This is a genomic window from Actinomycetota bacterium, from assembly GCA_014360645.1.
Taxonomy (GTDB): Bacteria; Actinomycetota; Geothermincolia; order Geothermincolales; family RBG-13-55-18; genus Solincola_B.
This window is the reverse complement of sequence record JACIXD010000004.1, coordinates 164,606-177,194: the sequence shown is the minus strand read 5'-3', so window position 1 is coordinate 177,194 and position 12,589 is coordinate 164,606. Positions and strand designations below refer to the sequence as shown.

The following is a 12,589-nucleotide window of genomic DNA, read 5'->3' as shown; positions in this document are numbered from 1 at the left end:
CTGCGGGATGATCAAGGGACGGCTCGCGTTCCCGTTCTTCGCCCGGCCCGCGCAGCCGTGCCAGCGCGTCAGCGGTGCGGGTCAGCCCGCCGGCGACCGGGCAGCGCCTTGCGGCGCACTCCTTCCCGGAGCGGCGGGGCCGGCAAGAGGACGAGGCCGTCCGGGCCGCGGCGGGCCGGGGTGGTGTCCCGGGACGTCGTTCTCCTGCAGGGCAGCGGTTTATGCGCAGGCCATACCCCGCCTCGCGCCCTGGCCCTCAGTAGCGTGTGATGTGCTGCTCGCAGAGGCCGAAGAGGTCGCGTACCTCCACCGCCTCGTCGCCCGCGCCCAGCCGGCCGCGGAAGAGCCCGAAGGGCTGGTGGAAGTCCGAGAGGATGGGGCCCACCCTGATCCTTTCTGCTCGTTCTCCCTGGGGTTGGAAGGAGAGGTCCACCGCCCCGTCGGTGGTCCTGATGAACCAGGGTTCCAGGATCTTCGCCTCGCTGTATCCGAAACGCGCCGCCCCCGTGAGGTGGATCTCGCCGCCCACCCAGTAGCAGTTCTCGCTGTACTCCTCGTCGTCGGCGATGTTGTTGTGGCAGAGGTTGGCGGCCACAAGGGTGCCGTCGGAGGTGAAACCGCCGAAGCAGAGCCACCTCCAGAAGCTGCGGTAGGGGTAGAAGGCCTTCTGCTCGTCAAGCAGGCACACGTCCCGCTCCGGCTCCAGCTCCACCTCGGTGCCTCCCACCGTGATGCGCCCCTCCACGGGGCAGGCCGCCTTGTGTGTGTAGAGGGGGCGGTTGGGGGCGAAGGGGCTCACCGCCACCAGGGGACGATATTTGGAAATGTCTTCCAGCATACGGAACTCCCCGCTCATGTCCGGCAGGCCGCGCCTCTCCCTGACCTCGAGGCGCACGCGGTGATACCCTTTCTCGAGACGGTTCTCGAACCGCAGGGAGTAGCCGGAGGCGGCGAAGGAGCATTCCCCCCGCCAGGTGGTCTCCGCCACCTGCGCCTTTCCTCCTCCGGCCTGGCGGGAATGCTCCGCCATGTCTCCCGTTATACGGTCGTAATGGTAAAGAAAGGAAACGGCCATGAATTTGGCGTCGAAGATCACCATGCCGAAATAGTGCCGGGGGTGGATCACCCCGAAGTGCTGCCATTCCTTGAGCCGGAGGCGGTTGAGGGGGCGGAGGGAGGACCTTCCGCCCACGAATATCCTCGCCTCCTCAAGGTTGAGCTCCCTGAAAGGCTCATCGAAGGCGCCGAACTCCACCACCCTCCCTTCCTCCACCAGGCGGGGAGGCGTTCTCTTTATCTCTCGCAAGGCTCCTCCTTCCTCGCGCTTCTTCGCCGCGGGGCCGTGCCCCCGGTCTGCGCCCCAGTGCGGCGGTCCCGAGGCGCGCGTCTCCTCTATTATCCTCCAGGGCGCCTCCCGGGTCACCCCCGGGCTCTTACTGACATTTCCCCGTGCCGGTCGTGGTTTGCCTGACGACCGACGAGGCGAGGCCCTCTTTCCTCCCTCTCCAGATTGGTGGGGCGCCCCGCTCTCGTTGAGGATCTCCTCTACTGCCGGCAGGAGGGGACGTGCGGTCGGCCTCCTCCGGCGGGGCGGAAGGAGGCAGAGACCCATACGGCGGCGCTCCTGCCCCCTCGCGCCCGGCCGCGGCCTCCATGCGGCCCGTTTCGCATCCCGGGGGGACACGTTCCTCCCCTGTGACCGTGCCGAAAACGGGAAAGGGAAGGGAACGCCTGTCGCGGATGGCGCGGCTGGCATAGAATAGTGACCGGTGGGGATATCCGCATGCCATGCAGGGTGGAGGTCCCGCGGGCCCGGCGCCGCGGCAGTCGGCGAGGAGGATGGAGATGATAACCGCTTTCCAGCATGTGGGCATGGGGGTGCGCGATGCCGACCGTGCCTATGAGTTCTACCGCGGGCTGATGGGTTTCCGCATCAAGCTCAGCGACCAGACCAGTTACCTGGAGGAGATGGCGCCCATCATCGGTGCGGTGGTGGAGATGCGGGCACTCATGGCCATGAACATCGGGGGCGGCGGGGCCATAGAGCTCATAGAGCATACCTCCACCCGTCCCCTGGAGCCGCCCGAGCCCGTGCGGTGGGGAGATCTCGGTTACCTCGAGGTGGGGTTGAAGGCCTATCTGCTCGACCGGCTGTACCTGGACCTGAGGAGCAGAGGGGCCGAGTTCCTCACCCCGGTGAGGAGCATGGAGCTGAGCTCGGGCGGAAGGGAGCGCTATGCATACCTGCGGGATCCCGACGGCCTTCTGGTGCAGCTGGTGGAGGTGGAGGGGGGCAGGCGCCCCGCCGTGGGGGGAGTTCGCCACGTGGCCATCGGGGTGGCGGACATGGCGAGAGCGCGTTCCTTCTATACGGACATCCTCGGTTTTAATGAGGTCCTGCACGAGTTCAAGGGACGCATCCCGGAGATGGACGAGGTGACGGAGGGCAGGGAGATGGAGATGGCCGTCCTCGCCCACCGCCCGGAGGGAGAGAGCGCCCTGCCGTTGCTGGAGCGGGCGGTGGTGAAGCTGGTGCATACCCCGGGTTACAGGGGCAAGGCCATCTACGAGGGAAGGCGCTGGGGGGATGTGGGCCTCATGGAGATGGCCTTCGACGTCACCGATCTTACGGGCACGGTCAACGATCTTCTGGGGCGGGGAGCGGAGCTCTACCACCCGCCCACGCGCGTGGACATGGGGTCGGGCACCATCGGCAGTTTCGCCTATATCAAGGACCCGGAGGGAAACGTGGTGGAGATGGTGGAGGTGGAGAGGGTGCTGCATGCCTCGCCCCGGGTGATGAAGGTCCTGCTGGTGCGGCTGCTCAAGCTGGCGGCCGCGCTTAGGCTGGTCTGACGGAGGGCGGCCGGGCGGCGCCCTCGGGAGAGGAGATGAGGAGGTGTGAGGACATGGATATACCCGAGGACCTGCGCGCGGCGGCGGATTTCCACGGGCACTTATGCCCGGGCTTGACCATAGGTTACCGCGCCACCCGCGAGGCCATGCTCCGCATGGGCATCGCCCGCGCCTATGACGAGGAGCTGGTCTGCGAGGTGGAGAACGACTCCTGCAGCGTGGACGCGGTGCAGTTCCTGGCGGGCTGTACCTTCGGCAAGGGAAACCTCGTCTTCAGGGACCACGGCAAACAGGTGTTCACCTTCGCGTCGCGGCGGCGCCCCGGCAGGGCGGTGCGGGTAAGCCTCAAGGCCGGCGCCATCCCTCCCCCCGGAGAGGGAGAGGACCCTTCGCGCAGGCGCGAGATGGTCACGGAACGGCTGCTCACCGCGCCGGCGGAGGAGCTCTTCTCCATCACGGAGGTGGAGTACGAGCTCCCGGCCGAGGCGGAGATACGCGCCTCCGTGCCCTGCGATGAATGCGGGGAGCCCACCATGGAGACGCGGCTGGTGGAGAAGGACGGCCGACGCCTCTGCATCCCCTGCGCACGGGCCCGGGAGGGATAAACCGCCCGGGGCCGTACGGGGCGGCGCTCACGGCCGCTGCTTAGGGCGCGTCAGGCCAAGGGTCGCGCGCGTGTCGTTGGACGCGGCCGTGTTCGCGTGGAGATATCCCGGCTCTGCTTGTCGGGGAGGAGAGGATCGCGGGCTTGTCTGAGTGGGGGGCATAACCGGGTTTCCCGCGCCGGGGACCCGGTCCCGACCGGCACCGACGCGATGGGCGACCGGCGGGAGAGAAAGGGTGGCCGGGCATTGCCGTCAGGCGAGGACGATGCGGCTCCTCTCGCGCCAGTCCGCGTCGAGCTCGCCGCGGAAGACCCTGCGGGCGGTGCCGCGCGTGAGCAGCTCGCCCCGCGGGTTGATCTCCACCTCCATGAGCCCTCCCGCGAGGCGCACGTGGACCTTCCGCTTGCATTTTCCGGTGCGCTCCGCCGCGGCGACGGCGGCGGCGGCTCCGGCGGCGCTGGCCATGGTCTCCCCCGCCCCCCTCTCCCAGGAGCGCTGGCCGAGCTCCGACACGTCCATCACCTGCACGAACTCCACGTTGACGCGGAGAGGAAAGAGGGGATCCCTCTCGATGAGGGGGCCGATCTCTCCCACCGGGAATCCCTCCACGTCCTCCACGAAGATCACGCAGTGGGGCGTGCCCAGCGAGAGGCAGGTGGCGGCCAGCTTCCTTCCCGCCGCCTCCAGCTCCACCTCCACGGCCTCCTCCTGTTCTCCCAGCATGGGGATGGATGAGCGGCGGAAATCGGGACGGCCCATGTTGACCTCCACCGAGCTCACCTTACCTCCCGCGACGCGCACGCGCAGCTTCTTTACCCCCGACGCGGTGTCCACCTCCATCTCCCGGTGGGGGTAGAGCCCGGTCTCGTAGAGGTGCTTGGCCAGGCAGCGCAGGCCGTTGCCGCTCGTCTCCGCCTGGCTGGCGTCGGGGTTGTAGTTGACCATGCGGCAGAAGGCCCTCTGCGAGGGCTCCATGACCAGGATCCCGTCGCCGCCGATGCCGAAGTGACGGTGGCAGAGCATCTGGATCTCCGCCGGCGAGAGGCGCAATGGCGAGCGCAGGGCGTCGATGAGGATGAAATCGTTGCCGAGGCTGTGGTACTTGAAGAACTCCATCGCTCTCCTTTCGGGGCCGGAACCGCGGCGGCGTTTGACCTCGCCCACCTCCCACATTATAAGTTAGAAAGGGGTCGCGAGCGGAGAATCGGGAGGCTTGGAACGATCAAGGGTCGACACGCACGGGTTGCCCGCGGGAGGAGGCGCGGTGGTCGGCGTTTTCGAGTTCGACGATCCGGCGGTGGACTGGCTGGAGCAGGCGGACATGGTCCTGGCCATGGCGGGGGAGTTCCTGCTGGCGGGCATGGGCGAAGAGGTCGTCGCCAGCTCCTTCCTGGCCATGCTCTATGCCGCCCGTGCCGCCCTCGACACCGCTCAGGGCCTATCGGATTGGCGTGACGTGGTGGCGGCCTTCCAGGGACGGATACTTCCGCACCTGGGGTTGAGCAAGGAGAACCAGCGCTCCCTCGCCATCGTCGCCGACCTCTACCGGCGCGTCTCCGGCGGGGAGGTGGAGGCGGATCCCCTCACATCCGCCGCCTGCCTCGAGGACGCCCGCTCCTTCGTGACCGAGCTCGGGGCGAGGGTGCGTCCGGCGGAGGAGGACTGAAGGTTCTAAGACTTGACATATGCCGCGGACTACGAACGGGGCGAGGGTGCGTCCGGCGGAAAAGGACTGAAGGGGGTTTCCTCAGGAGCGTCGTCTCCACAGCTCCAGCAGGCGCTGGGCGTCCTCCCACATGTTGATGTTGTTGAAGAGCACGTAGGCGCGTTTCTTCTTGCTCCTGCGCAGCATGGTCACAAGTTTCCCCAGCTCCTGGTCGGTGTAACGGTGCCGGTAGCTGCCGATGCCGTGCAGGCGCCAGTAGATGATCTGCCCGGCCTTCTCCCGACCCCGGAAGGGGTCGACCACGTGCAACAGGTCCAGCTCGCGGCAGATCCTCCCCGCCTCCTCCGCATCCCACTGGCCGCGGGGTTCCCAGGCCAGCTGCAGCCTGCCGCGCTCTATGGTGGACAGGAACTCGCGCATCTGGGCGATGTTCTTGGGACCGGGGGTGAAGGTCGCAGGGGTCTGGAAGAGGACGATCTCCGCGTCCAGAGCCGTGGCCACCTCCAGGGTCTCGCGCCAGGCGGCGAAGTTCTCCGGCGTGGGTTTGAAGGAGCCGTAGGCATCACGGGACTCCTCGGGTATGGGATGGGTGAGGCGCTTGTAGGTGGGGCTGGAGGGCCGGTGGGTGATGAGCTGCCAAGCCTTGAGGGTGAACTCGAAATGGGGCGGGGACTCTTGACGCCATTTCTGGGCCGTCTTGACCCGCGGCAGCTGGTAGAAGGTCTTCTGGAGCTCCACCAGGGGCAGGGTCTCGTAATAGATCTGGCGGGCCTGGGGGAATCCGCAGCAACCTACCTTGAGCTCCAACTCAGCACCTCAGCAAGGCCTTCCGTTTCCCCGTTTCTCCGGGCTCGGGCTCGTCACGCATGATCCGCCCGGCCCGCGTATATGGCATCCATAACGATTCTATAGGAAGAATTCCAGATAAACCAGGTTCTTCCTTCCCCCGGCCCGATAACGACCCCCGGACCCGTTGCCGCCGGTGAGCCGGTCTCAGGTCCCCCCGGTGTCGTGACCAAGGTCGCTCACGGGGGGGAGGGGCGAGCGGGGCCGCAGGCGGAAGTGCTTGTGCTTGAGGTCGCGCAGGAACTCCCGGTTCAGCGAGCGCCAGCGGCTTATGGAGTGGTGGGCGTAGGCGTAGATGACGAAATCCCACCAGCGGAAGCGCAGCCCGAGCTTCCAGCACTGCCAGAGGGAATAGAAACGCCGCATGGAGCGGATGGAAGCCTCTTTCTGCAGCTGGTAGGGGGTCATCTTCGAGGGACTGAAGACCACGTGGTGGCCGCTGTACTTCGACCAGTCCTCGACCAAGATGCGCCCCTGGCGCCAAAGCTCCTCATAGGTCTCCGTGCCCGGCAGGGGGGTGAGCACCAGGAACTGCACGGTGTCTATCTTGAGGCTGCGTGCGAAGCGCACCGTCTCCCTTATGGTGTCCAGGTCGTCCTCGTCGGAGCCCAGCACGAACATGCCGTGCACCCTGATGCGGTAGGAGTGCAATATCTTCACCGCTTCCGCGATGTCCTGCACCGTCTGTTCCTTGCGGTAGCTTTCCAGGGTTCTGGGGTTGATGGACTCCAGCCCCAAGTAGAGGAACATGCACCCGCTGTCGCGCATGAGCTCGAGCATCTCGGTGTCCTTCACCACGTCCACGCGGGCCTGGGCGGTCCACCGCGCCTTGATGCCGCGCTCGATCATCCCCCGTAAGAGGTCCTTGGTGCGGGAGGGCCGCGCGGTGAAGTTGTCGTCGTAGAAAAAGAAGCTGGCCCGGGGGTTGACGCGGTGCAAGGCCTCCAGCTCGTCCAGGACATCCGCGGTGTCCCGGAAGCGGTATCGCCTGCCGAACATCTTGGTCACGGAGCAGAACTTGCAGTTGTAGGGGCATCCCCGGCTGGTCATCACGGGGAGGATGCGGATCTTCTCGTGGTTCTTGATCATCGTGAGGTCGGGCCATGGCAGGTCGTCGAGGTGCTCCACGCGGGGCACCTCCGGGTTGTGGTAGACGCGGCTGCCCATGCGGTATGAGAGCCCCGGGATGGACTCCAGCGCCACCCCCCGCCCGTCCAAGGCCTTGACCAGCTCCAGGAAGGAGAACTCCCCCTCGCCCCGGATGACGTAATCCGCGCCTCTCTCCAGGGCCTCCAGGGGGAGGAAGGTCACATGGGGACCGCCCATGACCACCGGGGTGTTGCTGCGCTGCTTGATGCGCTCGAGGATGGAGAAGGCCTCGGGGGCGGTGGGGGTGATGGTGGAGATGCCCACCAGGTCACACTCGGCCAGCTCGTCCCAGTCCAGGCCGCTCAGCTCCTGGAAATAGATGGTAGGTCTTATCCCCAGCTCACGTTCCAGCATGGCTCCCAGCAGGGGCAGCCCCAGGCGCGGCAGCTTGAACTTGGCATAGACGTGGACACCCGGAGCCTTGGGCTCGATAAGAGCGATCTTCAAGTCATTCCCCTCTCTTCGGCGCAAGCATGAAATCTGATGCTATCCCTTACAAGATTCCCTATAACTATATACCCTTACCGGGCGGCGCGTAACAACCGGCGTCCCCCTCGCTTTTCCGGGCCCCGGAGAGCCCGGCCGTTTCCGCGGCGTCCCGGCTGTTCCGTGCGCCGCCGGAACCGCGGTCCCGGGACCCGCCCCACCCTGCCTTGCATCGCTCCCTCCAGCCTCCGTGCGCGGGATGCCGATCGCGCGGGGAGGGGGGAGGCCGGTCTTCGCGGACGCTCTCGGCGGTCAACTTTTCCCACCCGGAGCCGAAAAAAAGAATATAAGGCGGGAGAGATCGTAGTCCGCGGGCGGAGCGTTTCCGCCGCGGCGAGCACAGGCGGCACCGATGGGGGTGGGTGCGGAGGGCCGGGTATCCCGACCCCGCCGGCAGGGACCGGCGCATGGCGCGCGGGGCGGGGACCGCCGGGGTGTCCGGCTTGAAGGGTGTCCCGGAAGGGGAGACGGAGGGATGAGGTGATGGCGAGGATCGCGATCATAGACGACAACGAGGCCATCGTGGAGATGCTGCGGCGAAAGCTGGAGAAGGAGGAGTACGAGGTGCTGTGCTGTTCGAACAGCGCAGCGGCGGTCGAGCTCTGCCGGCGGGGAAAGCCCGACCTCGTCGTCCTGGACATCCTCATGCCGGGGAAGAGCGGGTGGGAGATCATGGAGGAGCTCAGGGAGGACCCCGCCACCGGCGGCATCCCCGTCATCGTCTCCACGGTCAAGAACCGTCCCGAGGATCTGGAAAAGGCCAGGGAGCTGCAGGCCGCCGGATACATCGCCAAACCCTATGTCTTCGGGGACCTGCTGCAGAAGGTCCGCGATCTCCTGGGGGAGGAGGTCGGTTCGGGCTGAACGCCTGCGAGACGTCCGAGGCCTTGCCCGCCCTTGACGCAGCCGTCCCGGCGGTACCGGGGATGCGGCCCGTCAGTGGACATAGCCGGCGAAACGTTCGTGGCACCACCAGCGGGGATAGGCGACGGTGCGCCGGGCGCCGTCGGCGGGCGAGACCTCGTGCACCGTTATCTCCTCGGCGTCGATCTCTATGAGGTTGAAGGAGGGGGGCGTGTGCCCGCGCGTCCTCCAGGTGGAGGCGGTGCCCGAGGTGATGAGGTACATGCGCGCCAGCGGCCACACGTAGGGGACGTGCTTGTGCCCGCTGAGCACGATGTCCACCCGCAGGTCGCGCAGCACCTGCAGCACGTCGCCCGAGTCCCAGACGATGTTGCGCTCCCGCCCCGTGCCCGGGATGTGCACCAGGTGGTGGTGGAGCACGAAGATCTTGAAGGAGGCCTGCACGGAGAAGCTCTCCTCGATGAAGCGGTAGTTGTGCCGGCCTACCTCGCCGTCGTTTATGTCCGCCTTGTTGGAGTCCACCGCCACCACCTTCACCAGCCCGCTCAGGTGTTCGCCGCAGGCGGCGCCGTGCTCGAACTCCAGGCTTGTGATACGGGGGCCGAACAACTCCTCGAAGTGCAGGTATCCCACGTTGCGGCAGTCGTGGTTGCCGGCGATCACTATCTTGCGCGGGCAGGCGAACATGGCGAGGTATTCCCTCGCCTCCTCGAACTGCTCCCGGTAACCCTCGACGGTCAGGTCGCCCGCCACCACCAGGAGGTCGGGCGCCTCCCGGTTTACGGCCTCGATGCAGCCGAGCATGAGCCGGCGGTCGAAGCGCGGGTCTCCGCAGTGCAGGTCGGAGACCTGTGCCACCAGGAAGCGCCGGTCATTCTCCGCCATGCTCTCCCCCCGAGCTTTTTTTGCGCCGGCGCGGGAAGCGCCCCGGTACGGGCCTCTCCTCGACCTCCGCCGGCTCAGCCGCTCCCGACGCCGTGGCGGTGCCCAGGGCTCCCCCGTAAGGGTTCTCCCCGCACAGCTCGCGCGCCGCGATCACCCCGCTCAACAGAGCCCCCTCGACGCCTCCCCCGAAGCGGCTCCAGGCGCCCACCAGGTAGAGGTTGGCAAGGGGGAGGCGCGGCCCGGGGCGGCGGTAATACCACTGGGTGACCAGGGGAGCGAACCCGAAGGCGCAACCCTGGCCGTTGGAGGTCAGGCGGCCGAAGTGCGCGGGCGTGGTCACGAACTCCCTCACCGCCTTCTTCACCGCCGGGAGTATGGCCGCTATCTCCTCCTTGATCACCGCGGTGAGCTCCGAACCCAGCTCACCTCCCTTTGCCTCGTCGTCGAAGGCGTGGTAGCAGTGGCCGGGGACGTTTATCCGCGCCATGAGGACATAACCGGGATTCGACCTCACCGTGCACGGCTCCTTGGAGAGGATGATGGAATCGATGCTCATGTAGGTGTCGCCGGTGCGCACGCGGCGCGGCCTGGGAGGGAAGTAGAAGACCCTCTCCGGGATGCGCAGGTCCTCCTGGAAGACGAGGTGGAGGACGAAGGCGGAGTCGGAAGGGCGCAGCTTCTGCATCTCCTTGAGCAGCTCCGTTCCGAGGTGGCGAGGCTGGAGCAGGCCGCTCACCGCCCGCCGCGGGTCGGTGTCCAGCACCACCACGCCCGATCTCACCTGGGTGCCGTCGGCGAGCCGCAGCCCTATGGGCACGGCATGCGCGCCCTCTCCCTTTACCAGCACCTCCTCCGCGCCGCAGGAGGTGAGCACCTCGCCCCCCGCGTCGCGCACTACCGCGGCGAGCCTCTGGCTGAGATGGGAAAAATGGCGGCGCGGATAATATATGCCGTCGATGAACAGCGCGCAGAGCAGCCGGGCGCCCTCGTAGGCCGGGAAGCGTTCCGCCTCTCCCCCCAGAAGAGAGGCCGTCTTCCCCAGCAGGGACGCCAGGTGTTCCCCCGGAAGGTATTCGTCCAGCATGTCCTGGAAGCTCAGGTTCTGCCATAAGGCGGAGACGGGATGGCGCACGAACTGTTCATGGTACTCCTCCAGGCTGGAGGGAAGAGGGGAGGTGAGGGGGTCGGGGCGGTCCCTGAACTCCCCCCGGAAGCGCCGCAGGTCGTTGAACAGCCGCAGCAGCCCGTCGCGGCAGGAGGGGAACTTCTTTCCCAGCTTGTCCAGGTCTTCGTCGCCCCCCGCCCCCAGGCGCAGGGCGATCCTGCCGTCCGCTAACCCCCACTCCAGCCTGCGCAGCGGTATCTCTTCCTCCAGCCCAAGGCGCGCGAGCAGGCCGCGGAACATCCCGCCCTCGGCTCCTCCCGTGAGCATGGTGGGCCCGGAGTTGAGTGGAAATCCCTCCCAGTTGTAGGTCTGGCAGTATCCCCCCACCAGGCGGGACCTCTCCGCCACCAGCACCCTCATGCCGCTGTGGGAGAGCAGGGAGGCGCAGGCCAGCCCGCCTATGCCCGCGCCTACCACCGCCGCGTCGTACTCGTTCCCGCGCAGGGCGCGCCCGGGCTCCAGGACCGTCGGCGTCCACCTGACCGCCAGAGGGCTCTTTTCCACCAGGCCCGCTTCCATGCGCCGGGGGAGGATGACGGCGAGGACCGGGGTCGCCGCTATGCCCGCCGCGAATATGCCTCCCGAGGCGATGCAGGCGACGGATATGGAGGTATCGCCGCGCAGGGCCAGCATGGCGGTGATGTTCGCCGCCAGGCCGAGGAGGAAAAGTCCGTCCCAGACCAGGGTCAGGACCCAGAAGGCGCGGCGCAGGATGGGGCTCTCACGCATGCTGTCCGGGTAATCCAGGTAGAGGTAATGGGCGGGGAAGAGGACGCCCTCCAGGGCGCCGTATCCCGCCATGATGGTGAGGCAGGCGAAGCCGCCGGCCAGGAGGTTGGGGATACGCGTGGAGATGTCCTTCCCTAGCACCAGCGAGGCCGCCGCGGCCACCAGGAAGAAGAGGAGGGAGAAGGCCTGCAGGATCCCCCACCTCCTCCCTGCGGGCATGAGCAGGAAGAAGAGCAGGAAAACCGCGAGCCCGGCCAGGGCTCCCCACCTCACGAGCTCGAAATAGGCCAGCACGGGAAGGGCAAGCCATGCCGTACACGCGAGCAAGAAACGCAACAAGCCCTTCCTACGCATACCTCAAACCTCCTTGAGGGACGTGTTCTCGCCGGTTCCGGTCCATGTCCGGCCATGATAAATATACCCCATGGCCGGGCCGCATCCCTTTGCCGTCAAGCTCCCTCCCGCTCCAGACCGGCCACCGCGGCGCGGGGGATGTCCCGCAGCAGGCTGATGGAGACGGCCAGGGCGACCAGGAACACGCATGAGCCGGAGAGGGCGAGGGAGAGGGCGGGCAGGGTGGAAGTGAAGGTGAGGACGGCGCAGGACGCCATGTCCACGAAGAGCAGGGAGAAGACGGCGATGTAGGCTCGCCGCAGCCTCCTGTCCAGCTCCCGCGCTCCTTCCAGGAGCTCCTTCCCGGTGGCCTCCTCACCGCTCGAGACGGTGCGGGAGAGGGCGGCGCGGAGGTGTTCTTCCCCCATGACCAGGGCTCGTCTCCGGAAGTTGAGGGCATAGAGGAGCACGAGCACGCCCAGGAGAAAGAAGAACGCCACCGCCGCCAGGGAGACCTCCATTTCCAGCTCCTCCGTCCCGCACGCGTTTCACGCAGGCGATGAAACGATTATAATCCAGCCCGAGGAGGCGTTGATACTTGCCGAGACCGCGGCGGGGCGCCCGAGAGGGTCGGCCGCGAGTCCCGGCTCGAGGAGGAGAAGAGCATGCCCGACGGTTTTCTCTCCAAGACCCAGGCGGAGGTGGCGCTGGACCTGGTGAGCAGGTACCTGGAGTTCGCGGGCGAGGAAGAGCGCTCGAGGTATCGTGAGGCGGACGCCTATTTCCAGCTCTACGAGCGCGCCTACCGCCTCATCCTGGAGACGGCGGAGAAGTCAAAGCCGCCCACGGGATTCCAGGCCTGAGGGCGCCCTGCCCGCTCCCGCGGGCGCAACGGAGCATGCGTGGTCAGCGCGAAGCCCGTTCCGGCACCCTGCCTTCCTCCACGGAAGCAGCTCCTCTATTCCGCGTGTTGACCTCGGTGACGGCCCCGCGGCCCCACTGCGT

12 protein-coding genes are annotated in these 12,589 nt (G+C 67.1%); 5 read left to right on the top strand and 7 right to left on the bottom strand.

Annotation, left to right across the window (positions count from 1 at the left end; genetic code table 11):
- Positions 1-256: 256 nt before the first annotated feature.
- On the bottom strand, positions 257-1,306 hold the full coding sequence (locus tag H5T74_04935) for a DUF2804 domain-containing protein (protein ID MBC7229722.1): 1,050 nt from the start codon (positions 1,304-1,306) through the stop codon (positions 257-259).
- Positions 1,307-1,845: 539 nt separating this feature from the next.
- Here H5T74_04935 and H5T74_04930 point away from each other — a divergent pair.
- Positions 1,846-2,856 (top strand): VOC family protein, encoded by a 1,011-nt coding sequence (locus H5T74_04930; protein MBC7229721.1) that lies wholly within the window; start codon positions 1,846-1,848, stop codon positions 2,854-2,856.
- Between the two features lie 53 nt (positions 2,857-2,909).
- The gene (locus H5T74_04925; protein ID MBC7229720.1) at positions 2,910-3,461 is read left to right on the top strand and encodes a TraR/DksA C4-type zinc finger protein; all 552 of its coding nucleotides are present in this window, start codon (positions 2,910-2,912) and stop codon (positions 3,459-3,461) included.
- A 252-nt stretch (positions 3,462-3,713) separates the two neighbouring features.
- Here the strand turns inward: H5T74_04925 and H5T74_04920 are convergent, their stop codons facing one another.
- The gene (locus H5T74_04920) at positions 3,714-4,577 is read right to left on the bottom strand and encodes a diaminopimelate epimerase (protein ID MBC7229719.1); all 864 of its coding nucleotides are present in this window, start codon (positions 4,575-4,577) and stop codon (positions 3,714-3,716) included.
- A gap of 148 nt (positions 4,578-4,725) precedes the next feature.
- Here H5T74_04920 and H5T74_04915 point away from each other — a divergent pair, with 148 nt between their 5' ends.
- Positions 4,726-5,127 carry a hypothetical protein gene (locus tag H5T74_04915; GenBank protein MBC7229718.1) on the top strand — a complete coding sequence of 134 codons (402 nt, stop codon included), beginning with the start codon at positions 4,726-4,728 and terminating at the stop codon, positions 5,125-5,127.
- Between the two features lie 81 nt (positions 5,128-5,208).
- On the opposite strand, the gene H5T74_04910 is transcribed toward H5T74_04915, so the two are convergent.
- Positions 5,209-5,934: a DUF72 domain-containing protein gene (locus H5T74_04910; protein MBC7229717.1), complete on the bottom strand. Its 726-nt coding sequence runs from the start codon at positions 5,932-5,934 to the stop codon at positions 5,209-5,211.
- A 186-nt stretch (positions 5,935-6,120) separates the two neighbouring features.
- Positions 6,121-7,569, bottom strand: a complete 1,449-nt coding sequence (locus tag H5T74_04905; GenBank protein MBC7229716.1) for a B12-binding domain-containing radical SAM protein — start codon at positions 7,567-7,569, stop codon at positions 6,121-6,123.
- Between the two features lie 522 nt (positions 7,570-8,091).
- Here H5T74_04905 and H5T74_04900 point away from each other — a divergent pair.
- Positions 8,092-8,472 carry a response regulator gene (locus tag H5T74_04900; GenBank protein ID MBC7229715.1) on the top strand — a complete coding sequence of 127 codons (381 nt, stop codon included), beginning with the start codon at positions 8,092-8,094 and terminating at the stop codon, positions 8,470-8,472.
- A 72-nt stretch (positions 8,473-8,544) separates the two neighbouring features.
- Here the strand turns inward: H5T74_04900 and H5T74_04895 are convergent, their stop codons facing one another.
- From H5T74_04895 to H5T74_04885, 3 genes are all read right to left on the bottom strand, one after another.
- Positions 8,545-9,357 (bottom strand): metallophosphoesterase, encoded by an 813-nt coding sequence (locus H5T74_04895; protein ID MBC7229714.1) that lies wholly within the window; start codon positions 9,355-9,357, stop codon positions 8,545-8,547.
- A complete protein-coding gene (locus H5T74_04890) occupies positions 9,344-11,605 on the bottom strand; it encodes an FAD-dependent oxidoreductase (protein ID MBC7229713.1) in 2,262 nt (753 codons plus the stop codon). Before H5T74_04890 ends, H5T74_04895 begins: the two co-directional genes overlap by 14 nt.
- A gap of 95 nt (positions 11,606-11,700) precedes the next feature.
- A complete protein-coding gene (locus H5T74_04885; protein MBC7229712.1) occupies positions 11,701-12,105 on the bottom strand; it encodes a hypothetical protein in 405 nt (134 codons plus the stop codon).
- A gap of 144 nt (positions 12,106-12,249) precedes the next feature.
- Between H5T74_04885 and H5T74_04880 the strand changes: the two genes are divergently transcribed.
- Entirely contained in the window at positions 12,250-12,447 is a 198-nt protein-coding gene (locus H5T74_04880; GenBank protein ID MBC7229711.1) for a hypothetical protein, read from the top strand.
- The last annotated feature ends 142 nt before the right edge of the window (positions 12,448-12,589 follow it).